Genomic DNA, 22397 nt, shown 5'->3' on the forward strand with positions numbered 1-22397 from the left:
ATCACGCCTTCAGCGGGACGAGACGCGGAGCAATCATGTTTTCGGGGCGCAGGATGTCGTCGAGCATGGCATCGTCGAGCAAGCCTTCTTCGCGCACCAGTTCCAGTACGCCGCGGCCGCTTTCCAGCGCAACACGGGCGATACGGGTGGCATTTTCATAGCCGATGTACGGGTTCAGGGCGGTGACCAGGCCGATCGAGTGCTCGACCAGTTCGCGGCAGCGCGCTTCGTTGGCGGTGATGCCGACGATGCAGTGTTCGCGCAGCATGTCCATGGCCCGTTGCAGCAGGCGGATCGAGTCGAAGATCTTGAAGGCGATCAACGGCTCCATCACGTTCAATTGCAGTTGCCCGCCTTCGGCCGCGATGGTCAGGGCCAGGTCGTTGCCGATGATCTGGAACGCTACCTGGTTGACCGCTTCGGGGATCACCGGGTTGACCTTGCCCGGCATGATCGAGCTGCCTGGCTGGCGAGCCGGCAGGTTGATCTCGTTGATGCCGGTGCGAGGACCGCTGGACAGCAGGCGCAGGTCGTTGCAAATCTTCGACAGCTTGACCGCGGTGCGCTTGAGCATGCCGGAGAACAGTACGAAGGCACCCATGTCGGACGTGGCTTCGATCAGGTCGGCGGCCGGTACCAGCGGCTGGCCGCTGATGGTTGCCAGGCGCTGTACGGCCAGGGCCTGATAGCGCGGATCGGCGTTGATGCCGGTGCCGATGGCGGTGCCGCCCAGGTTTACTTCGGTGAGCAGTTCAGGCGCCAGGGTTTTGAGGCGTGCCAGGTCTTCGCTCAGGGTGGTGGCGAAGGCGCGGAATTCCTGGCCGAGGGTCATCGGCACAGCGTCCTGCAGTTGGGTGCGGCCCATTTTCAGGACGTGGCTGAACTCTTCACCCTTGGCGGCAAAGGCTTGGATCAGGCTGTCGAGGCTGGCCAGCAACGCGTCGTGACCCAACAGCAGACCCAGGCGAATCGCGGTCGGGTAGGCGTCGTTGGTGGACTGCGCCATGTTCACGTCGTTGTTGGGGTGCAGGTACTGGTATTCGCCTTTGTTGTGGCCCATGGCCTCCAACGCAATGTTGGCGATGACTTCGTTGGCATTCATGTTGGTTGAAGTGCCAGCGCCGCCCTGGATCATGTCCACCACGAACTCTTCGTGGAAATCGCCGCGGATCAGTCGTGCACAGGCTTCGCTGATAGCGGCGTGCTTGGCTTCGCTGAGTTGGCCCAGCTCGCGGTTGGCATCAGCGGCGGCCTGTTTGACCATTGCCAGACCGACCACCAGCTTGGGGTAATGCGAGATCGGGACGCCGGAGAGACGGAAGTTATTCACCGCTCGCAGGGTCTGGATGCCGTAATACGCTTGCGCCGGTACTTCAAGTACGCCAAGCAGGTCTTTTTCTGTGCGGAATGATGCAGCGGAAGACATGATAGAAATCATCTCGATAAGGACCCGGTCTGAGCCGGAACGCTGTGAATCCTAGGCTTTCAGAAAAATTAGGGCCAATGCTGTTAAACACTGGCCTATGCACATTCGGCATAATGCGGGTGTGACGCCGACGGTACGGCGAGCGTGTGACCTGTTTTGGTGCGTGCCTTGGGAGGACGTGATGAATCTAGAAAGCAAATGGCTCGAGGACTTCAGTGCCCTGGCCGCGACTCGCAGTTTTTCCCAGGCGGCCGAACGGCGCTTCGTGACGCAACCGGCCTTCAGCCGACGCATCCGCAGCCTCGAAGCGGCGCTGGGGCTGACCCTGGTCAACCGCTCTCGCACACCGATCGAACTGACAGCAGCGGGGCAGTTGTTCCTGGTGACGGCGCGCACCGTGGTCGAGCAACTGGGTGAAGTGCTGCGTCATCTGCACCATCTGGAAGGCGGGCAGGGCGAAGTGATGCAAGTGGCGGCCGCGCACTCCCTGGCGCTGGGCTTCTTCCCGCGCTGGATTGCACAACTGCGCAACGAAGGCTTGAACATCGCCACGCGGCTGGTGGCGACCAACGTCGGCGACGCCGTGCATGCGTTGCGTGAAGGGGGTTGCGATCTGATGCTGGCCTTCTATGACCCGGATTCGGCCATGCAAATGGACCCGGAGATTTTCCCCTCGCTGCACTTGGGTCAGACCGAAATGCTGCCGGTGTGTGCCGCCGATGCTGAGGGCAAACCGCTGTTCGACCTTGAAGGCGAGGCCAGCGTGCCCTTGCTGGCCTACAGCGCCGGTGCATTTCTCGGACGCTCGGTGAACCAGTTGCTGCGCCAGCGTGCCCTGCGTTTCACCACGGTTTACGAAACGGCCATGGCCGACAGCCTCAAAAGCATGGCGCTGGAGGGCCTGGGTATCGCCTGGGTGCCACAACTGAGCGTGCGCGCCGAACTGGCTCGGGGCGAACTGGTGGTCTGCGGCGGCGCGCAATGGCACGTGCCCCTGGAAATCCGCCTGTACCGCTGCGCGCTGGTGCGCAAGGCCAACGTGCGCTTGTTGTGGCGCAAGCTCGAGGGCGGCGCGGCGCAAGGCGTGACTGGCACCTGATACCACGAAGATCTTCTGTGGGAGCGAGCTTGCTCGCGATAGCGGTGTGTCAGGCAACGATGATGTTAAATGTCAGTCCGCTATCGCGAGCAGGCTCGCTCCCACAGGGGAATTGTGGTGCTTTTTCGCTGACCTGAGAGTCAATAAAACCGCCGTTTAACCACAAATGACAGATGGTCGCGACAGGGGCTGTTTATCTATTTCATTGAGGTATACTGCGCGGCCTTCGGCCGGTCCAGATCGGCCATAATTCGTACAACAAGCCACGCCGGTTTCCTGCGTGGCTTGTTGTTTTTTGACGCGCCTGCGGGCGCCCAGAGAGAAGAGGCACGACGATGAGTGCACTGGTTGGCGTGATCATGGGCTCCAAGTCCGATTGGTCCACCCTTAGCCACACCGCCGATATGCTGGAAAAGCTCGGCATCCCTTACGAGGTGAAAGTGGTCTCCGCCCACCGCACCCCGGACCTGCTGTTCCAGTACGCCGAAGAGGCTGAGGCGCGTGGCATCGAGGTGATCATCGCCGGTGCCGGTGGCGCGGCCCACCTGCCAGGCATGTGTGCGGCCAAGACCCACCTGCCGGTGCTGGGCGTGCCGGTGCAGTCGTCGATGCTCTCGGGCGTCGATTCGCTGCTGTCGATCGTGCAGATGCCGGCCGGCATTCCGGTCGCGACCCTGGCCATCGGCAAGGCCGGTGCGATCAACGCGGCGCTGCTGTCGGCGAGCATCCTGGGCGCCAAGCACCCACAATTTCATACCGTGCTGAAAAAATTCCGTGCTGAGCAGACAGACAGCGTCCTGGACAATCCAGACCCACGCATTGCCTGAGGTGGTTGACGAATGAAGATCGGTGTAATCGGTGGCGGCCAGTTGGGTCGCATGTTGGCCCTGGCGGGAACGCCGCTGGGAATGAACTTCGCTTTCCTCGATCCGGCGCCGGACGCCTGCGCCAGCGCGCTGGGTGAACACCTGCGGGCCGACTACGGTGATCAGGACCATTTGCGCCAACTGGCCGATGAAGTCGATCTGGTGACCTTCGAGTTCGAGAGCGTCCCTGCCGAAACCGTTGCCTTCCTGTCCCAGTTCGTCCCGGTCTACCCGAGTGCCGAAGCCTTGCGCATCGCCCGCGACCGCTGGTTCGAAAAGAACATGTTCAAGGACCTGGGCATCCCTACACCCGCGTTCGCCGACATCCAGTCCCAGGCCGACCTGGAAGCCGCCGTTGCTTCCATCGGTCTGCCGGCCGTCCTCAAGACTCGCACCCTGGGCTACGACGGCAAGGGCCAGAAAGTCCTGCGCAATCCTGAGGATGTGGCCGGTACGTTCGCCGAGCTGGGCAGCGTGGCCTGCCTGCTGGAAGGTTTTGTACCGTTCACCGGGGAAGTCTCGTTGATCGCCGTGCGGGCCCGTGACGGGGAAATCCGTTTCTATCCGCTGGTGCACAACACCCACAAGGACGGCATTCTCAAGCTGTCCGTCGCCAGCACCGATCATCCGCTGCAGGCCCTGGCCGAGGACTACTCCAGCCGGGTGCTCAAGCAACTGGACTATGTCGGCGTGATGGCGTTCGAGTTCTTTGAAGTGGACGGCGGCCTCAAGGCCAATGAAATCGCCCCGCGCGTGCACAACTCCGGGCACTGGACCACCGAAGGCGCCGAATGCAGCCAGTTTGAAAACCACCTGCGGGCGGTGGCCGGGCTGCCGCTGGGCTCGACCGCCAAAGTCGGCGAAAGCGCGATGCTCAACTTCATCGGCAAGGTGCCGGACAGCGAGAAAGTCCTGGCGATTGCCGATTGCCACCTGCATCACTATGGCAAGGCGTTCAAGGCCGGGCGCAAGGTCGGTCACGCCAACCTGCGCTGCGCTGACCGGGCCACGCTGGCCCAGCAGATCATCAAGGTCGAGACACTGATCGCCGAACAATAGTCTTCAGTGTCGGTGGAACCATTGGTCGGCTAACTTCTCTGATGGCTAGGTGCCAAAGCCCGAACGGGCTTTGGTCTAGCGACTTACCTCAGAGGGAAATGCCATGGGAATCATTGGAACCATCTTTATCGGCTTGATCGTGGGCCTGCTGGCGCGCTTCCTGAAACCGGGCGATGACAGCATGGGCTGGATCATGACCATCCTGCTCGGTATCGGCGGTTCGTTGGCAGCCACTTACGGCGGCCAGGCCCTGGGCATCTACCAGGCTGGCGAAGGCGCCGGTTTCATCGGTGCCCTGGTGGGCGCGGTGGTGTTGCTGGTGATCTACGGTCTGATCAAAAGAAACTGATTCTGTGACAAAGCCCCCTCTGCGTTGGCGCGCAGGGAGGGCTAGAATGCCCGGCGTCGTACTTCCTACTTATTGCCGAGCTCATTCATGCGCCGTTTAGTCTTGACCCTCCTTCTGCTGGGCAGCGGCCTGGCCCACGCCGCCGAACTGCCGGAAACCGACTGGCTCGAACTGATGCCCAAGTCGGATCAGAAAGCCCTCGAGGCCATGCCCGAGATTGACCACAACACCCCCGAAGCCAGCGGCACCTTCACCGAAAAAGGTGGCTTGAAACAAAGCAAGGGCTTACCGGCGGTGATGTATTCGAGCAAGACCGTGGCGTCGATGAACGACCAGCATATCCGCCTGGGCGGCTACCCGGTGCCGCTGGAGTCCGACGCCAAGGGCCGCAGCACGTTGTTCTTCCTGGTGCCTTACCCCGGCGCCTGCATTCACGTCCCGCCACCACCGCCCAATCAACTGGTGCTGGTGCGCTATCCCAAGGGTTTGAAGCTGGACGACATCTACACACCGCTCTGGGTGACCGGCACGCTGAAGATCGAAAAGGTCGACAACGACCTGGCCAGTGCGGCGTACGCGATGGAAGCGGAAAAGGTGAGGGTGGTGCAGGAGGCGGATCTGTAACGGCCGGCTGGCCTGATACAAATCCCAATGTGGGAGCGAGCCTGCTCGCGAAGCGGTGGGTCAGTCTCAACGATATTGACGGTCAGTCCGCTATCGCGAGCAGGCTCGTTCCACAAAGTTTTGTGGTGTGGCTTAGAGCGGCTTGCTACCGATGCTCACCCCGAGGGTATGACTGGCCTGCGGCAACAGCGTTACCACATCGTCCATCACGTTCGCCGTCTCGATACACAGCATGCGCTGCCAGCCATCGTCGGCCATGTCGCTGAAGGCCTTGGCGCGTTCGGTCCAGGGGTTCCAGATCACCGCCGAGCGTGAACCGCTGCTGGTCAGTTCGATGCGTCGTTCCCAGTGCGGGTCAACGATGCTCAGCTTCGCTGGGGTATCGAGATAGATGCGATCAGTCTCGCCGGCAAAGTGCAGATCGCCGGCCTGGGTCACGGTATTCCAGTCGTCCAGTGTTTCGATATAACGCAAGCCATCCACGCCTTCGACATGCACGTTGCGCACGTCACTGACAGCGAAGTAACTGTGCAGCGCCTGGCTCAGGCTGACGGTTTCGCTGCCGCGGTTATGGCTGGTGAGGTGGATGTGCAACTGCTCGTCCATCACGATAGTCAGCGTCAGGTCCACCTGATGGGGCCAGCCCGAGAGGCCGTTTTCGGGGTAGGGCAGCACGAATTCCACTTTCAGGCTCTCGCCCTGGGCTTCGATGCCCTTGAGCTCCCAATCCATGGCCCGCACCAGGCCGTGAGCGGTGGCCGGATCGTTGCTCACGCGCATGGCCTGCACGCTGTCGGGGTTGCGCGTCAGGTTGCCGAACCACGGCCAGCACACCGGCACCCCGGCACGGATGCTCTTGCCCGCCTTGAACGTTGCCTGGTCGTTGAGCCAGATCAGCGGCGGCTGGCCGTCGACCTGATAGCTGAGGATGTGCGCGCCTTGCTGGGCCACCAGCAACTCGGCCTGACCGTGGCGGATGCGCCAGCCGTTCAGTTCATCCAGTTTGACGGCTTCGACATGGGGCGTAGGCATACTGCAAGTCTCGCTCAGGAACATGAACTGCAATGGACCGCAAAACGGCCCCCGTGTTTAACGGGCGCGCGGCGGAACCGAGCGGGTACGGCCACTGCCATCGATGGCGACGAACACAAACACCGCCTCGGTGACCTTGCGCCATTCGCTGGACAGCGGATCGTCACTCCAGACCTCGACCATCATCTGGATCGAACTGCGGCCGATCTCCAGCGCTTGGGTATAAAAAGACAGCTGGGCACCCACGGCCACCGGCACCAGAAATGCCATGCGGTCGATCGCCACGGTGGCCACGCGTCCACCGGCCACTTTGCTGGCCATGGCCGTGCCGGCCAAGTCCATCTGGGAAACCAGCCAGCCGCCGAAAATATCGCCAAAGCCGTTGGTTTCGCGGGGAAGCGCGGTGATTTGCAGGGCCAGGTCGCCTTGCGGGATTGGATCTTCCTGTTCGAGCTCTATCATGCCGGGGGTGCCTCTGACCCGTAACTCTGTCTTATGTATCAGGTGAATAGCCGTCTTTGAAAAAAACGATTCAGCCCGAACATGCGTTCGTCACGTTTTTCGTAAAGGCGTGCCAAAGGGAAACTCTGCGAAACCGGCTGGCAGGTTACTACGCCACCAACGACGTTTTCGCACAGCAACCCCTTACAGAGTGTTGCAAGGTTGCGAGTATATCGAGCGATAGACGTCGAGACGACCACCCGGTTCCGATTTTGACTGTCAATTACGCACCTCTATGTGCTTTTTTGAACAATTTGCTATCGTGCCGAGCCTGCCCACCGTTGTCCGGGGTTGCAGAACTGACTATAAGAGAAGCCCTTGCCATGACCACTGCGCCTTCGAGCACGGCGACACCCGTTCAATCGGCTCGTCCGTTGACCCGTAACGATTACAAGACCCTGTCGCTTTCTGCCTTGGGCGGTGCGCTGGAGTTCTACGATTTCATCATTTTCGTGTTCTTCGCCACCGTGGTTGGCAAATTGTTCTTCCCCGCCGAAATGCCTGAGTGGCTGCGCTTGATGCAGACGTTCGGCATTTTTGCCGCCGGTTATCTGGCCCGGCCGCTGGGCGGGATCATCATGGCTCACTTCGGTGACCTGCTGGGACGCAAGAAAATGTTCACCTTGAGCATTTTCATGATGGCCGTGCCGACCCTCATCATGGGGTTGCTGCCGACCTATGCCCAGATAGGCATGTGGGCGCCGATTCTGCTGTTGCTGATGCGCGTGATCCAGGGCGCGGCCATTGGTGGTGAGGTGCCGGGAGCCTGGGTGTTCGTTTCCGAGCACGTTCCGGCGCGCCACATCGGCTACGCCTGCGGCACGCTGACGTGTGGCCTGACCGTGGGGATTTTGCTGGGTTCGTTGGTGGCCACGGCCATCAACAGCATCTATACGCCGGTGGAGGTCGCGGATTACGCCTGGCGGATTCCGTTCCTGATGGGGGGTGTGTTCGGCCTGTTCTCGGTGTACCTGCGCCGTTGGCTGCACGAAACCCCGATATTCGCCGAGCTGCAACTGCGCAAGGCCCTGGCTGCGGAAGTACCGTTGCGAGCGGTGCTGCGTGATCATCGTGGCGCCATTGCCCTTTCGATGTTGCTGACCTGGCTGCTGTCGGCCGGCATCATCGTGATCATCCTGATGACCCCGACCGTGCTGCAAACGGTGTATCACTTCAGCCCGACCACCGCGTTGCAGGCCAACAGCCTGGCGATCGTATCCCTGAGCTTTGGCTGCATCGGCTCGGGCGTGCTGGCCGACCGCTTCGGTGCCGGGCGAGTGTTCGTGTTCGGCAGCGCGTTGCTGTTGATCACCTCCTGGACCTTCTACCACAGCCTGTTCAACCACCCCGACTGGCTCTTTCCGCTCTATGCCCTGAGCGGGCTGCTGGTGGGCACCATCGGCGCGGTGCCCTATGTCATGGTCAAGGCGTTTCCGGCCGTGGTGCGCTTCAGCGGCCTGTCGTTCTCCTACAACCTGGCCTATGCAATCTTCGGCGGCCTGACTCCGATGATCGTCACTTTGCTGCTCAAGGAAAGCCCGATGGGGCCGGCCTATTACGTGGCGGTTATCTGCGGTATCGGGATTGCGGTGGGGGCGTATCTCTGGAAGGAAGGTCGTTAAGCAGTTATTGACTGTATTGACTTCATCGCGAGCAGGCTCGCTCCCACACCGGATCTGCGTTCACCGCACATCCCCTGTGGGAGCAAGCCTGCTCGCGATTGGGCCTGCTCGATCGTCTTTTAAATCTCAATAATGGCCTTTCATCCAATTGTCATATTTCAGCCATAGAGTGTTCACACGGCTTACCGATACTTGGCCGACTTAACACACCTATCTGCTAGGAGTAAGGCATGAAACTGAAGCGTTTGATGACGGCAATGACCTTTGTCGCCGCTGGCGTTGCGACCGCCCACGCGGTTGCCGCTGTCGACCCAGCCATCCCGAGCTACACCAAGACCACCGGTGTGTCGGGCAACCTGTCCAGCGTCGGCTCCGATACTCTGGCCAACCTGATGACCCTGTGGGCCGAGAACTACAAGAAAGAATACCCGAACGTAAATATCCAGATTCAGGCCGCCGGTTCTTCCACTGCGCCACCTGCTCTGACCGAAGGCACCTCCAACCTGGGCCCGATGAGCCGCAAGATGAAGGACAACGAGCTGCAGGCCTTCGAAACCAAATACGGTTACAAGCCTACTGCTGTTCCAGTGGCCGTGGACGCCCTGGCTGTGTTCGTACACAAGGACAACCCGATCAAAGGCCTGACCATGGCTCAGGTCGATGCAATTTTCTCGTCGACCCGCCTGTGCGGCGCCAAGGCTGACGTCAAGACCTGGGGTGACCTGGGCGTGACCGGTGACCTGGCCAACAAGCCAATCCAGCTGTTCGGTCGTAACTCGGTATCCGGCACCTACGGCTACTTCAAAGAAGAAGCCCTGTGCAAAGGCGACTACAAGTCCAACGTCAATGAACAGCCTGGTTCGGCGTCGGTTGTACAGTCCATCAGCAGCTCGCTCAACGGCGTTGGCTACTCGGGCATCGGCTACAAGACCGCCAGCGTGAAAACCGTTGCTCTTGCCAAGAAAGAAGGCGGCGAGTTCATCGAAGACACCGAAGAAAACACCCTGAACGGCAAGTACCCACTGTCGCGTTTCCTCTACGTTTACATCAACAAGGCTCCGAACAAGCCTCTGGCCCCGCTGGAAGCCGAGTTCCTGAAGCTGGTTCTGTCCAAGCAAGGTCAGGAAGTTGTGGTCAAGGACGGCTACATCCCACTGCCAGCCAAGGTTGCCGCCAAGGCCCTGGCTGACCTGGGTCTGTCCGAAGGCGAAGGCTCCAACGTCGCCAAGAAGTAATACCTGAGCCCGGGCCACACCCGGGCTTTTGTGGGAGCGAGCTTGCTCGCGATAGCGGTAGGTCAGTCAACATTGAGGTTTGAATGTGATGACCCCATCCCGAGCAAGCCCCCCACACCCCAATTTCTGTCCGCTGCCGGTATTCACGGGCGGCGGATTTGTTGCGTCACTGCATTGTCATCTTTCTGTCATACAGGATCGCTAGGGTGTGCGCATGAATGATCTGGCCAATTCCACAATGACTACGACTTCCCCTCCCAAGCGCATTGACTTCAATACGCCTGAACTGCAACGCAAGCGCCGTATCCGCGCGCTCAAGGATCGCCTGACCCGCTGGTACGTTCTGGTCGGCGGGCTCGCCGTGCTGGCGGCCATTACCCTGATTTTCTTCTTCCTGGCGTATGTGGTCCTCCCGCTGTTCCAGGGCGCGGACCTGACCTCCAAGGACTCGATTACTCCTGCCTGGATGCAGGACGCCGGCAAACCGCTGATGATCGCCATCGAAGAGCAGAACCAGGTGGCGATGCGGATTTCCGACAAGGGCCAGGCGCTGTTCTTTGATGTAGACACCGGGGCAGAGCTGCGTCGTGTCGACCTGCCGGTGCCGGCGGGTGCAAGCGTGACCTCCATCGGCGAAGACCAACCCGGCAGCCCGCTGGTGGTGATCGGTCTGTCCAACGGCCAGGCACTGGTGGTGCGTCATACCTATAAAGTCAGCTATCCGGACGGCAAGAAAACCATTTCGCCGGCCATCGAGTACCCGTACGGCGAAACGCCGATTGTGCTCAACGAGCAGGGCGCGCCGCTGGAGCACGTATCGCTCAACGCCACTGATTCGACCCTGTTGCTCGCCGGTTCCACGGGCGCGCAACTGCAGGTGCTGTCGATCACCAGCGAAGAAAACATGATGACCGGTGAAGTCACCAGCGAGCAGACGCGTATCGAGCTGCCGCAGATGACCGAGCCGGTCAAAAACATCTTCGTCGACCCGCGTCAGCAATGGCTGTATGTAGTCAACGGGCGTGCCCAGGCCGATGTGTTCAGCCTGCGGGACAAGAGCCTCAACGGCCGCTACAAGCTGCTTGAGAACGGCGACGCCCAGGTCACCGCCAGCACCCAGTTGGTAGGCGGGATTTCCCTGATCATTGGTGACTCCACAGGTGGCCTGGCTCAGTGGTTCATGGCCCGCGATGCGGACGGTGAGCAACGCCTGAAACAGATTCGTACGTTCCAGATGGGCACTGCGCCGATCGTTGAGATCACCGCCGAGGAACGGCGTAAAGGTTTCGTGGCCTTGGACGCTTCCGGCAAACTCGGCGTGTTCCACAGTACCGCTCACCGCACCTTGCTGGTGGACCAGGTGGTCGATGGCCAGGGCCTGTTCGGCATGTCGCCCCGGGCCAACCGTCTGATCGTGGAGCAAGGCGGCAAGTTGCAACCGTTGCTGCTGGATAACCCGCACCCGGAAGTCTCGTGGAGCGCGTTGTGGGGCAAGGTCTGGTACGAAAACTACGACGAGCCTAAATACGTCTGGCAATCGACCGCGGCCAACACCGATTTCGAACCCAAGATGAGCCTTTCGCCGCTGACCTTCGGCACCCTGAAAGCGGCGTTCTACGCGATGCTGCTGGCTGCGCCGCTGGCGATTGCTGCCGCGATCTACACCGCGTACTTCATGGCCCCGGGCATGCGCCGCAAGGTCAAGCCGGTGATCGAACTGATGGAAGCGATGCCGACGGTGATCCTCGGTTTCTTCGCCGGCCTGTTCCTGGCGCCCTACGTCGAAGGGCACCTGCCAGGTATCTTCAGCCTGCTGATGTTGTTGCCCGTTGGCATCCTGGTGGCCGGTTTCGTCTTCAGCCGCTTGCCTGAGTCCGTGCGCCTGAAGGTGCCAGAGGGCTGGGAAAGCGCGATGCTGATCCCGGTGATCCTGTTTGTGGGCTGGCTCTCGCTGTACATGAGCCCGTACATGGAAGCCTGGTTCTTCGGTGGCGACATGCGCATGTGGATCTCCCATGATCTGGGCATCACCTACGACCAGCGCAACGCCCTGGTAGTCGGTCTGGCGATGGGTTTTGCGGTCATCCCGAACATCTACTCCATCGCTGAAGACGCCGTGTTCAGTGTGCCGCGTGGCCTGACCCTGGGCTCGCTGGCCCTCGGTGCCACGCCGTGGCAGACCATGACCCGCGTGGTGATTCTCACCGCCAGCCCCGGCATCTTCTCGGCGCTGATGATCGGCATGGGCCGTGCGGTCGGTGAAACCATGATCGTGCTGATGGCCACCGGTAACACGCCGGTCATGGAAATGAACCTGTTCGAAGGTCTGCGCACCCTGGCGGCCAACGTGGCGGTGGAAATGCCTGAGTCGGAAGTCGGCGGCAGCCATTACCGCGTGCTGTTCCTGTCGGCGCTGGTGCTGCTGCTGTTCACCTTCATCATGAACACCCTCGCCGAGCTGATCCGTCAGCGTCTGCGCAAGAAATATTCGTCGCTTTAAGAAAGGTAGAAGTCTGTGAAACAGAACTCCCTGAAAGGATGGTTCAAGAGCGGCGCCCCCGGCGTCTGGATCAGCGGTGGTGCGGTGTCCATCGCGGTCATCATGACCATTGGCCTGCTGGCAGTGATTGCCGTGCGCGGTCTGGGCCATTTCTGGCCGGCGGACCTGATCCACGCCAGCTACAACGTGCCGGGCATGCCCGCGCATCTGGTTGTAGGCGAAGTGGTGCAGAAGGAATCAGTGCCCCGCGAGCGTCTGAAAAGCGCTGGCCTGCCGGTGCCGGACGAAGGCCCCGAGTTCATGACCCGCGAGTTGATCAAGGTCGGCAACCGGGACCTCAACGGAACGGATTTCACCTGGATCGTCGGTGACTGGCTGACCAACCAGACCACGCCGCCGGAGCTGATGGCCATCGAGCGTCGTGAGTGGGGTAATTTCTACGGCTACCTGGTCAACGTCAAAGAGAACGGCAAGGTCATCGCCGAAGGCGAAGCGGCCTGGCCGGAACTGCAAGCTCGCGTGGCCCGGGTCAACAAACTCGCGGCTGAGCTCAAGACCCTGGAAAAATCCGACATCGGCGCAATCAACGCAGGGCTTGAGCGCATTCGTCTCAAAGGCCGCAAGCTGGAGCTGGAAGGCAAGCTGGACGCTGCTGCACAAGCGGACCTGGACGCTGACCGCGCCGAGCTCGATGCCCGCTACAAAGACATCGAAGCGCGTCTGGGCGACCTGCATTCGCAGTTCAACCGCGACAGCCTGACCGCCCGCGATGCCAATGGCAAAGAACTGGAAATCGAGATCGGCAAAGTGGTGCATGCCTACCAGCCGAACGGCATGGGGACTTTCACCAAGATCGGTTTCTATTTCAGCAAGGTCTGGGAATTCCTCAGCGACGATCCTCGTGAAGCCAACACCGAAGGCGGGATCTTCCCGGCGATTTTCGGCACCGTCATGATGACCCTGATCATGGCAATGGTGGTGACGCCATTCGGTGTGCTGGCAGCGGTGTACCTGCGCGAATACGCTCGCCAGGGACCGATGACCCGCCTGATCCGCATCGCGGTGAACAACCTGGCGGGCGTACCGGCCATCGTCTACGGTGTGTTCGGCCTGGGCTTCTTCGTTTATGTGTTAGGTGGTTCGGTTGACCGGTTGTTCTTCCCCGAAGCCCTGCCGGCACCGACATTCGGTACCCCGGGCCTGCTCTGGGCGTCCCTGACCCTGGCGCTGCTGGCGGTGCCGGTGGTGATCGTCGCCACTGAAGAAGGCCTGGCGCGTATCCCGCGTACTGTGCGCGAAGGCTCCCTGGCCCTGGGCGCGACCAAGGCTGAGACACTGTGGAAAATCGTGCTGCCCATGGCGAGCCCGGCGATGATGACCGGCATGATCCTCGCGGTGGCTCGCGCCGCGGGTGAAGTGGCGCCATTGATGCTGGTAGGCGTGGTGAAACTGGCCCCGTCGCTGCCGCTGGACGGCAACTACCCGTACCTGCACTTGGACCAGAAGATCATGCACCTGGGCTTTCACATCTATGACGTAGGCTTCCAGAGCCCGAACGTCGAAGCGGCGCGACCGCTGGTATACGCCACGGCGCTGTTGCTGGTGCTGGTGATTGCCACGCTCAACCTGTCGGCGGTGTGGATCCGTAACCACCTGCGCGAGAAGTACAAAGCACTCGATAGCTGATTTCACACTGATCTTTTGTGGGAGCGAGCCTGCTCGCGATGGCATCACCTCGGTTTTAAAGCCAAACCGAGTTGCCTGAATCGCGAGCAGGCTCGCTCCCAGACAACCGAACCGAATTTGTTAGCACAGGGAGCCTCCCATGCAACACGAGACACAAGCACGCGGCATCAACATGTCGGCCCTGGGCCGCGACAAGCAGAGCCTGGACCTGGCTCAGGAAACCGTCGCCATCGAAGTGCCCGGTCTGAACCTGTTTTACGGCCAGAAGCAGGCGCTGTACGACGTCAGCCTGAACATCCCGAAGCAGCGCGTCACCGCGTTCATCGGTCCGTCGGGCTGTGGCAAGTCGACCTTGTTGCGCACCTTCAACCGTATGAACGATCTGGTGGACGGCTGCCGCGTCGAGGGCGAAATCAACCTCTACGGCAACGACATCTACCGCAAGGGCGAAGATGTGGCCGAGCTGCGTCGTCGTGTGGGCATGGTGTTCCAGAAGCCTAACCCGTTCCCCAAAACCATCTACGAGAACGTGGTCTACGGCCTGCGCATCCAGGGCATCAACAAAAAGCGCATTCTTGACGAAGCCGTGGAATGGGCGCTCAAGGGCGCGGCGCTGTGGGACGAGGTCAAGGATCGTCTGCACGAATCGGCACTGGGCCTGTCCGGTGGTCAACAGCAACGTCTGGTGATTGCCCGTACCATCGCCGTTGAGCCGGAAGTCTTGTTGCTCGACGAACCTTGCTCGGCCCTGGACCCGATTTCGACCCTGAAAGTCGAAGAGCTGATCTACGAGCTCAAATCCAAATTCACCATCGTCATCGTGACCCACAACATGCAACAGGCGGCGCGGGTTTCCGACTACACCGCCTTCATGTACATGGGCAAACTGGTGGAATTCGGCGACACCGACACCCTGTTTACCAACCCGGCCAAGAAGCAGACCGAAGACTACATCACCGGTCGTTATGGCTAGTCGAGGCCGCTGCAAGCCGCACGTTTGACGCGGCGATACAGAAGCGGTGCGGTATCAGGATCAACATTCAACTGCTTGAAGCTTGCAGCTTGAAGCTTGCAACTTTCGCGGAGCGCACAAGATGATTTCGAAGGAAGGCCTTACTCACCACATTTCCGCACAGTTCAACGCCGAGCTGGAGGAAGTACGCAGTCACCTGCTGGCCATGGGCGGGCTGGTGGAAAAGCAGGTCAACGACGCGGTGACCGCGCTGATCGAGGCCGACTCCGGCCTGGCCCAGCAAGTGCGCGAGATCGACGACCAGATCAACCAGATGGAGCGCAACATCGACGAAGAGTGCCTGCGCATCCTGGCCCGTCGTCAACCGGCCGCTTCCGACCTTCGCCTGATCATCAGCATCTCCAAGTCGGTGATCGATCTGGAACGAATCGGCGACGAAAGCACCAAGATCGCCCGTCGCGCCATTCAGCTGTGCGAAGAAGGCGAGGCGCCGCGCGGTTACGTCGAAGTTCGTCACATTGGCGACCAGGTGCGCAACATGGTGCGCGACGCACTGGATGCCTTCGCCCGTTTCGACGCCGACCTGGCACTGTCGGTGGCCCAGTACGACAAGATCATCGACCGCGAATACAAGACCGCGCTGCGTGAGCTGGCGACCTACATGATGGAAGACCCGCGCTCCATCTCCCGGGTGCTGAGCATCATCTGGGTGCTGCGTTCTTTGGAGCGTATCGGCGATCATGCGCGCAACATCTCGGAACTTGTGATCTACCTGGTGCGCGGCACCGACGTGCGGCACTTGGGGCTCAAGCGCATGAAGGCCGAAGTGGAGGGCACCTCGTCCGAAACCGCTAATGTTCCGGGCGAAACTGACGATAAGTAAGATTGCCCAAGAAAAGCGCCCGGCCTTCTGGTCGGGCTTTTTTTTGCGGCTTTTTTAATCGATAGCAGCACCCCGCGAACGAAGAGTCCCGGCGTGACTGAAGGTTTTTTGGCAATATGCCATCAGTAAAAGCGGTATGCTTGCCGGGATTTTTTAGAGGTGTATCTGGATGAGTAAGGTCAGTGTGTTGGTCGTGGACGACGCTTCGTTCATTCGTGACCTGGTGAAGAAGTGCCTGCGCAACTACTTCCCGGGCATCCGCATCGAAGATGCGGTGAACGGTAAGAAAGCCCAATCCCTGCTGGCCCGTGAGGCGTTCGACCTGGTGCTGTGCGATTGGGAAATGCCGGAAATGTCGGGCCTGGAGCTGCTGACCTGGTGCCGCCAGCAGGACAATCTCAAGGGCATGCCGTTTGTGATGGTCACCAGCCGCGGCGACAAGGAAAACGTGGTCCAGGCGATCCAGGCCGGCGTTTCCGGCTACGTCAGCAAGCCGTTCACCAACGAGCAACTGCTGACCAAGGTCAAGCAGGCCCTGCACAAGGTTGGCAAGCTCGACACCCTGATGAACAGCGCTCCGACCAAGATGAACTCGGCGTTCGGCAATGATTCGCTCAGCGCGCTTACCGGCGGCAAGGCGGCTCCAGTTGCTGCGGCGGCTCCGGCGGTCAATCCGTTTGCCAAGCCTGCTGTCGTTGCAGCTGCCGCGCCTGCCGCTGTTGCTGCTCCAGCCCGCGGCATGCTCAACAGCCCGCCGGTCAAGGCGCCTTCAGCCTCCACCGCCCCGGCTGGCGCCAACCGTGGTCAGGGCCAGTTGCGCCTCTCCAGCGGCACCCAGCAATGCGTGATCAAGGCCCTGAGCCTCAAGGAAGCGCTGCTGCTGGTCAAACGCACCGACACCCTGCCACAGGTGCTGGAAAGCGCCGTGCTGGACATGGAGCAGGGCGACAACGCCGAAACCGCTCGCCTCAACGGTTACTTGCACGCCATCGTTGCTCACGAGCAGACCCCCGACAGCGAATGGCTGCAACTGACCTTCCGTTTTGTCGATAAAGACCCACAGAAGCTCGACTACATCTCCCGCCTGATTGCCCGCGGTACAGCGCAGAAGCACTTCGTACCTGGCGCCTGATTCGGCGGCGTCCTTCTGTCAGTCATCGCGAGCAGGCTCGCTCCCACAGTGATCTCTGTTGTTCACAAAATTTGTGTCCACAGCAGATCCAGTGTGGGAGCGAGCCTGCTCGCGATGGGGTCACCAGCGGCACTAGAGCCCTATCGGCCAACCCATTTTGAAACATCCGTCGACTACGCTGGTCCATCCAGCTGCTAGGCTGCTGTACAGGCCTTCATTTCGACAGAATTTTTGCCCATGTTTTTGCCCCTGCTGTTTGCCTGTGGTCTTGTCCTGGCCTCCACCTCGGCCGTGGCCATGACGATCTACAAATCCACCGATGCCAATGGCGTGGTGTCCTACAGCGATCGCCCCAGCAAGGGCGCGCAGGTGTTCGTGTTCCGTGATCGCATGGTCGAACGTCTCGAGCGCCAGGTGTTTCTCGATATCAAGAAACAGAAGGGCGCGGACGCGGTGTTCGTGCGCAACGACTTGTACGCGCCGGTGGAGATCGAATTGAGTTTTGCCGGGCTACGCAACGTCAGTGGGGCGCCGAGCCGGCCGATCCGGCGGGTGCTGCCGGCGCGCAGTAACCTGCGTCTGGCGCTGCTCACGGCCACGCGCCCCGGGAAGCCTTTGGTGTACACCCCACGGTTCGAATACTCCCTGGGCGACCCTGCAGGCACGGCGCAGGCTTATCGCTACCCGCTGCCGTGGCGTGGTGGTCCGTTTCGGCTGAGCCAGGGGGCCAACGGTCAATACAGCCACTATGGCCCCAAAAACCGTTATGCCATGGACATCGCCATGCCCGAGGGCACGCCGATCATCGCGGCGCGCGGCGGCGTGGTGGTCAAGACGGAAAACCACCAGACCGGCCGTGGCACCGACCCGTCGGGCAACTTCGTGCGGGTGCTGCACGATGACGGGACCATGGGCGTGTACCTGCACCTGCAAAAAGGCTCGGTGAGCGTGCGGGAAGGGCAACGGGTGATGGTGGGAACGCCGTTGGCGCTGTCGGGCAATACCGGCAACAGTTCAGGTCCGCACCTGCATTTCGTGGTGCAGCGCAATACCGGGTTGGGGCTGGTGTCGATTCCCTACCAGTTCAATCAACCGGTGGGCGACTTGCCCAACTTTGCGTTGGGCAAGCAGTAAGCGGCTGGCGCCGATCTACTGTGGCGAGGGAGCTTGCTCCCGCTGGGTCGCGAAGCGCCCCCAAAAGCGACGACTGCTTCGCAGCCGAGCGGGAGCAAGCTCCCTCGCCACAGAGATTGTGCATGCCTTGTAGAAAGGTGGGGCTCAATCGAGCATCAACACCTTCGCCAGAATAATCTTCGGTCCTTTCATCTTCTTGATGATGATCCGCAGGCCTTCGACTTCCAGCACTTCTTCCTCTTCCGGCACGCGCTTGAGGGTTTCATAGACCAGCCCGGCGAGGGTCTCGGCCTCGATGTGGTCCAGGTCGATACCCAGCAGGCGCTCGACCTTGAACAACGGCGTGTCACCGCGCACCAGCAGCTTGCCCGGCTGATAGGCCAGGATGCCGCGCTCGGCCTTGCGGTGTTCGTCCTGGATGTCGCCCACCAGCACTTCGAGCACGTCTTCCATGGTCAGATAACCGATGATGTTGCCGTCGGCTTCTTCAACCAGGGCGAAGTGCGAGCCGCCCTTGCGGAACTGCTCCAGCAGCTGCGAGAGCGGCATGTGCCGCGACACGCGCTCCAGTGGGCGGGTGAGTTCGGCCAGGTTGAACGACTCGGGAATGTGATCCAGGGCCGCCAGTTCCAGCAGCAGATCCTTGATGTGCAGCAGGCCGACGAACTCCTGGCGATCGCTGTCGTACACCGGATAGCGGCTGAACTTGTGGCGACGGAACATCGCCAGGATCTCCTTGAGCGGCGCATTGAACTCCAGCGTCACCAGGTCTTCCCGGGAGTTGGCCCAGTCCACCACTTCCAGCTCGCCCATTTCCACAGCCGAGGCCAGCACACGCATGCCCTGGTCGCTTGGGTCCTGGCCACGGCTGGAGTGCAGGATCAGTTTCAGTTCTTCACGGCTGTAATGGTGCTCGTGATGCGGGCCGGGTTCGCCTTGGCCGGCGATACGCAGGATGGCGTTGGCGCTGGCATTGAGCAGGTAGATCGCCGGGTACATGGCCCAGTAGAACAGGTACAGCGGCACGGCGGTCCACAGCGACAGCAGCTCGGGCTTGCGGATCGCCCAGGATTTGGGCGCCAGCTCACCGACCACGATGTGCAGGTACGAAATGATGAAGAACGCGGTGAAGAACGACACGCCCTTGATCACTTCCGGTGACTCGACGCCGACCGCGCCCAGCAGCGGCTCCAGAACGTGGGCGAACGCCGGCTCACCGACCCAGCCCAGGCCCAGGGAGGCCAGGGTGATACCCAGTTGACAGGCCGACAGGTAAGCATCGAGCTGGCTGTGAACGGTACGCAGGATATGCCCGCGCCAGCCGTTTTTCTCAGCGATGGCCTCGACCCGGGTCGAGCGCAGTTTGACCATGGCAAATTCGGCCGCAACGAAAAAGCCGTTGAGCAGAACCAGGATCAGAGCAAAAAGAATCATGCCGAATTCGGCGAAGAGTGTTGCCAGGGACAAGCCAGGGGAAGGGTCCATGATGGAGTTTTGCGGGTTCCGTATATTCGAAAGGATTGGAAATGAGTGCCTGAAAAGGCAGGCACAAGTCAGCCAATGTAGCGGCTGACTGGGCCGTTGCCTAGTGGCGAGTGCTGGCCGGTCTCAATCGGCGGCGCGGGTGAGGCGCGCGCGAACCGTCTGTGCCGGGGCAAAATGGCAGGTAAACGTACTGCCATGGCCGGGCACGCTGCTGATTTCCATGCGCCCGCGATGCCGCAGTAACACGTGCTTGACGATCGCCAGGCCCAGCCCGGTGCCGCCGGTATTGGAGTTGCGGCTGGAATCGACGCGGTAGAAACGTTCGGTCAGGCGCGGCAGGTGTTTGCTGTCGATGCCGATGCCCGAATCCTGCACGCTCAGGTGTGCGCCTTGGCCGTCGCCCCACCAGCGAACGTGAATCCGGCCTTGTTCCGGCGTGTACTTGACGGCATTGAACACCAGATTGGAGAAGGCACTGCGCAATTCGGCCTCGCTGCCCTTGAGCTGCACGTTCGGGTCGGCTTCAAGGGTGATGGTCTGCTGCTTGGGCCCGGAGAGTTCCTGGGCATCCTCAACAATGATTTGCAGCAAGTCGTCGACAGGCACCGGCTGGTTGTCCGAGGGGTAATCGGTGGCTTCAAGTTTGGCCAGCAGCAGCAGGTCATTGAGCAGGGTCTGCATACGCCCGCTTTGCTGGTGCATCTGCTGCAAGGCCCGGCTCCAGCGTGGGTTCACTTCCTCGACATTGTCCAGCAGGGTTTCCAGATACCCGCAGATCACGGTCAACGGCGTGCGCAACTCATGGGAGACATTGGCGACGAAGTCTTTGCGCATCTGTTCCAACTGATGGATGCGCGTCACGTCACGCACCAGCATCAAGTGCTCGTTGTTGCCGTAGCGCGTGAGGTACAGCTGAATGCGCACCCGGTCATTGGTGGGTGAAGGAATCTCCAGCGGCTCGGCGTAGTTTTCCTGTTCGAAGTATTCCTTGAAGCGAGGATGGCGCACCAGGTTGGTCACCGGCTGGCCGCTGTCCTGGGGGGTCTTGAGGCCCAGCAGGGTTTCGGCGGCGCGGTTCCACCATTCCAGGTTGCCATCGCTGTCGAGCATGATCACGGCGTCCTTGAGCGCCGCAGTGGACTCCTGGACCCGGTCGATCACCGCTTGCAAACGGCCACGCACGCGCTGGTCGCGCCGTTGCAGGTGATAGATGCTGTCGAATACCTCACCCCACAGGCCATAGCCGTCAGGCGGGGCCTCGTCGGGTTTATGCAGGCGCAACCACTCATGCATGCGCAGCAATTGCTTGAGCGTCCAGGCCAGGTACAGCGCCAGGCCCGCCGCCAGACTCCAGCCGTAGAAGCCGGTGATCAGGCCCACGACCAGACAGCCGGTCACTAGCAACAACATGTGGCGAATCAGGGTGCCATGCCAGTTTTGATTCAATTGAACGCGCGTCCTTGTCAGCTTGTCGGGCGGTAAGGGCTCGGGTCAGGCCTTGGTCGAAAAACGGTAACCGGTGCCGCGCACAGTTTGTACCAGATTCTCATAGGCATCGCCGAGGGCTTTGCGCAGGCGACGAATGTGCACGTCCACGGTGCGCTCCTCGACATAAACATTACCGCCCCAGACCTGGTCCAGCAGTTGCCCACGGGTATAGGCGCGCTCCTGGTGGGTCATGAAAAATTGCAGCAGGCGGTATTCGGTCGGGCCCATCTCGGCGGGTTTGCCGTCGATGGTCACGCGGTGGCTGATGGGGTCCAGCAGCAGGCCGCCGACTTCAATCGGTGCCTCGCCGTCGGTCGGGCCGGCGCGCCGCAACACGGCCTTCAGGCGTGCCACCAGCTCCCGAGGGGAAAACGGCTTGGTGATGTAGTCGTCGGCGCCGACTTCCAGGCCCTGGATCTTGTTGTCTTCTTCGCCCTTGGCGGTGAGCATGATGATCGGGATATCACCGGTCAGCTCATCGCGCTTGAGGCGTCGCGCCAGTTCAATGCCAGACGTACCGGGAAGCATCCAGTCCAGCAGAATCAAGTCGGGCTTGCGGTCGACGATGATGGCGTGGGCCTGTTGGGAGTTTTCTGCTTCCATGCAGTCATAGCCGGCCATCTCCAACGCAACGGCGATCATCTCGCGGATGGGCGCTTCGTCGTCGACGATCAGAATGCTCCTGCCAACCATGGGGTAATCCTCTTGTCATTTAACTGTCTTGCGCCGCATTAGATAACGGAATTATTGCAGTCGTGTGACACTTGTCTCGGCACCCGGCAGTGTAGAGGATCCTGGACTAAGCTTTTGAGTCCGATTCCTGACAACTGCAAAAGAAGGTTTCCATGACTTACCTTACCCAATCCATCAAGGCTCTGGGCCTGGCGGTTGCCTTGGTGCTGCCGGCGCTGGCGTACGCGGCTGACGAACCGGCGATGATCAAAGATGGCATGCTGACCGACCACAAGGGCATGACGTTGTATACCTTTGAAAAAGACCAAGGCGGCAAGTCAGCGTGCGTTGCCAAATGTGCCGAGAACTGGCCACCGCTCAAGGCTGAAAGCGCTGCCATGCCCATGGGTAAATGGACCGTGATTACGCGCGACGACGGGTCGTCGCAGTGGGCCTACGACGGCAAGCCGCTGTACACCTTCGTGAAGGACAAGAAAGCCGGAGACAAGACCGGTGACGGCGTGATGGGCGGTGCCTGGAAGGTTGCCAAGCCCAAATAGCTGATCGGTGCTAAAACGCTTTTGTGGCAGGGGAGCAATCTCCCCGCCACAAAGACTTTCATGACCGTGGG

At 60.8% G+C, this 22397-nt stretch carries 20 protein-coding genes; 14 read left to right on the plus strand and 6 right to left on the minus strand.

Going from position 1 to position 22397, the window contains the following annotated elements:
- Nucleotide 1: 1 nt before the first annotated feature.
- A complete protein-coding gene (gene aspA / locus HQ912_RS01835) occupies nucleotides 2-1426 on the minus strand; it encodes an aspartate ammonia-lyase (protein WP_025216214.1) in 1425 nt (474 codons plus the stop codon).
- Between the two features lie 181 nt (nucleotides 1427-1607).
- Here aspA and HQ912_RS01840 point away from each other — a divergent pair, with 181 nt between their 5' ends.
- The 5 genes from HQ912_RS01840 (at nucleotide 1608) to HQ912_RS01860 (ending at nucleotide 5423) form a co-directional block, all read left to right on the plus strand.
- Entirely contained in the window at nucleotides 1608-2525 is a 918-nt protein-coding gene (locus tag HQ912_RS01840; protein ID WP_047226716.1) for a LysR substrate-binding domain-containing protein, read from the plus strand.
- A gap of 335 nt (nucleotides 2526-2860) precedes the next feature.
- On the plus strand, nucleotides 2861-3352 hold the full coding sequence (purE, locus tag HQ912_RS01845; RefSeq protein WP_003196369.1) for a 5-(carboxyamino)imidazole ribonucleotide mutase: 492 nt from the start codon (nucleotides 2861-2863) through the stop codon (nucleotides 3350-3352).
- A 12-nt stretch (nucleotides 3353-3364) separates the two neighbouring features.
- Nucleotides 3365-4450, plus strand: coding sequence for a 5-(carboxyamino)imidazole ribonucleotide synthase (locus HQ912_RS01850; RefSeq protein ID WP_047226717.1), 1086 nt, complete (start codon nucleotides 3365-3367; stop codon nucleotides 4448-4450).
- A gap of 103 nt (nucleotides 4451-4553) precedes the next feature.
- Complete coding sequence (locus HQ912_RS01855) at nucleotides 4554-4799, plus strand: GlsB/YeaQ/YmgE family stress response membrane protein (RefSeq protein ID WP_039593587.1); 246 nt, start codon at nucleotides 4554-4556, stop codon at nucleotides 4797-4799.
- A gap of 87 nt (nucleotides 4800-4886) precedes the next feature.
- Complete coding sequence (locus HQ912_RS01860) at nucleotides 4887-5423, plus strand: DUF3299 domain-containing protein (protein WP_047226718.1); 537 nt, start codon at nucleotides 4887-4889, stop codon at nucleotides 5421-5423.
- Nucleotides 5424-5555: 132 nt separating this feature from the next.
- Here HQ912_RS01860 and HQ912_RS01865 read toward each other — a convergent pair whose 3' ends face one another.
- Both HQ912_RS01865 and HQ912_RS01870 read right to left on the minus strand, forming a co-directional pair.
- Nucleotides 5556-6455: a D-hexose-6-phosphate mutarotase gene (locus HQ912_RS01865; protein ID WP_047226719.1), complete on the minus strand. Its 900-nt coding sequence runs from the start codon at nucleotides 6453-6455 to the stop codon at nucleotides 5556-5558.
- Between the two features lie 57 nt (nucleotides 6456-6512).
- The gene (locus HQ912_RS01870) at nucleotides 6513-6917 is read right to left on the minus strand and encodes an acyl-CoA thioesterase (RefSeq protein ID WP_003177184.1); all 405 of its coding nucleotides are present in this window, start codon (nucleotides 6915-6917) and stop codon (nucleotides 6513-6515) included.
- A 362-nt stretch (nucleotides 6918-7279) separates the two neighbouring features.
- Between HQ912_RS01870 and HQ912_RS01875 the strand changes: the two genes are divergently transcribed.
- The 8 genes from HQ912_RS01875 to HQ912_RS01910 all read left to right on the plus strand — a co-directional run bounded on the left by HQ912_RS01875 (nucleotide 7280) and on the right by HQ912_RS01910 (nucleotide 18121).
- Nucleotides 7280-8578 carry an MFS transporter gene (locus HQ912_RS01875; protein ID WP_173406391.1) on the plus strand — a complete coding sequence of 433 codons (1299 nt, stop codon included), beginning with the start codon at nucleotides 7280-7282 and terminating at the stop codon, nucleotides 8576-8578.
- A 230-nt stretch (nucleotides 8579-8808) separates the two neighbouring features.
- Nucleotides 8809-9813 (plus strand): phosphate ABC transporter substrate-binding protein PstS family protein, encoded by a 1005-nt coding sequence (locus HQ912_RS01880; RefSeq protein WP_047226721.1) that lies wholly within the window; start codon nucleotides 8809-8811, stop codon nucleotides 9811-9813.
- 466 nt (nucleotides 9814-10279) lie between these two features.
- Nucleotides 10280-12313, plus strand: a complete 2034-nt coding sequence (locus HQ912_RS01885; RefSeq protein ID WP_173407507.1) for an ABC transporter permease subunit — start codon at nucleotides 10280-10282, stop codon at nucleotides 12311-12313.
- Nucleotides 12314-12328: 15 nt separating this feature from the next.
- The gene (gene pstA, locus HQ912_RS01890) at nucleotides 12329-13999 is read left to right on the plus strand and encodes a phosphate ABC transporter permease PstA (protein WP_047226723.1); all 1671 of its coding nucleotides are present in this window, start codon (nucleotides 12329-12331) and stop codon (nucleotides 13997-13999) included.
- A 139-nt stretch (nucleotides 14000-14138) separates the two neighbouring features.
- Nucleotides 14139-14972 (plus strand): phosphate ABC transporter ATP-binding protein PstB, encoded by an 834-nt coding sequence (gene pstB, locus HQ912_RS01895; RefSeq protein ID WP_047226724.1) that lies wholly within the window; start codon nucleotides 14139-14141, stop codon nucleotides 14970-14972.
- 121 nt (nucleotides 14973-15093) lie between these two features.
- Complete coding sequence (phoU, locus tag HQ912_RS01900) at nucleotides 15094-15855, plus strand: phosphate signaling complex protein PhoU (protein ID WP_047226725.1); 762 nt, start codon at nucleotides 15094-15096, stop codon at nucleotides 15853-15855.
- Nucleotides 15856-16024: 169 nt separating this feature from the next.
- A complete protein-coding gene (locus HQ912_RS01905; protein WP_047226726.1) occupies nucleotides 16025-16987 on the plus strand; it encodes a response regulator in 963 nt (320 codons plus the stop codon).
- Nucleotides 16988-17224: 237 nt separating this feature from the next.
- Nucleotides 17225-18121 carry a peptidoglycan DD-metalloendopeptidase family protein gene (locus HQ912_RS01910; RefSeq protein WP_047226727.1) on the plus strand — a complete coding sequence of 299 codons (897 nt, stop codon included), beginning with the start codon at nucleotides 17225-17227 and terminating at the stop codon, nucleotides 18119-18121.
- A gap of 144 nt (nucleotides 18122-18265) precedes the next feature.
- Here HQ912_RS01910 and HQ912_RS01915 read toward each other — a convergent pair whose 3' ends face one another.
- The 3 genes from HQ912_RS01915 to phoB all read right to left on the minus strand — a co-directional run bounded on the left by HQ912_RS01915 (nucleotide 18266) and on the right by phoB (nucleotide 21787).
- Nucleotides 18266-19606, minus strand: coding sequence for a hemolysin family protein (locus HQ912_RS01915; RefSeq protein WP_076383211.1), 1341 nt, complete (start codon nucleotides 19604-19606; stop codon nucleotides 18266-18268).
- Between the two features lie 123 nt (nucleotides 19607-19729).
- A complete protein-coding gene (gene phoR / locus HQ912_RS01920) occupies nucleotides 19730-21016 on the minus strand; it encodes a phosphate regulon sensor histidine kinase PhoR (RefSeq protein ID WP_230682609.1) in 1287 nt (428 codons plus the stop codon).
- Nucleotides 21017-21097: 81 nt separating this feature from the next.
- Nucleotides 21098-21787 (minus strand): phosphate regulon transcriptional regulator PhoB, encoded by a 690-nt coding sequence (gene phoB, locus HQ912_RS01925; RefSeq protein ID WP_003177195.1) that lies wholly within the window; start codon nucleotides 21785-21787, stop codon nucleotides 21098-21100.
- Between the two features lie 152 nt (nucleotides 21788-21939).
- On the opposite strand from phoB, the gene HQ912_RS01930 reads away from it, so the two are divergent.
- Complete coding sequence (locus HQ912_RS01930) at nucleotides 21940-22326, plus strand: hypothetical protein (RefSeq protein WP_173406392.1); 387 nt, start codon at nucleotides 21940-21942, stop codon at nucleotides 22324-22326.
- Nucleotides 22327-22397: the final 71 nt, after the last annotated feature.

The organism is Pseudomonas sp. MPDS, assembly GCF_013283895.1.
Taxonomy (GTDB): domain Bacteria; phylum Pseudomonadota; class Gammaproteobacteria; order Pseudomonadales; family Pseudomonadaceae; genus Aquipseudomonas; species Aquipseudomonas rhizophila.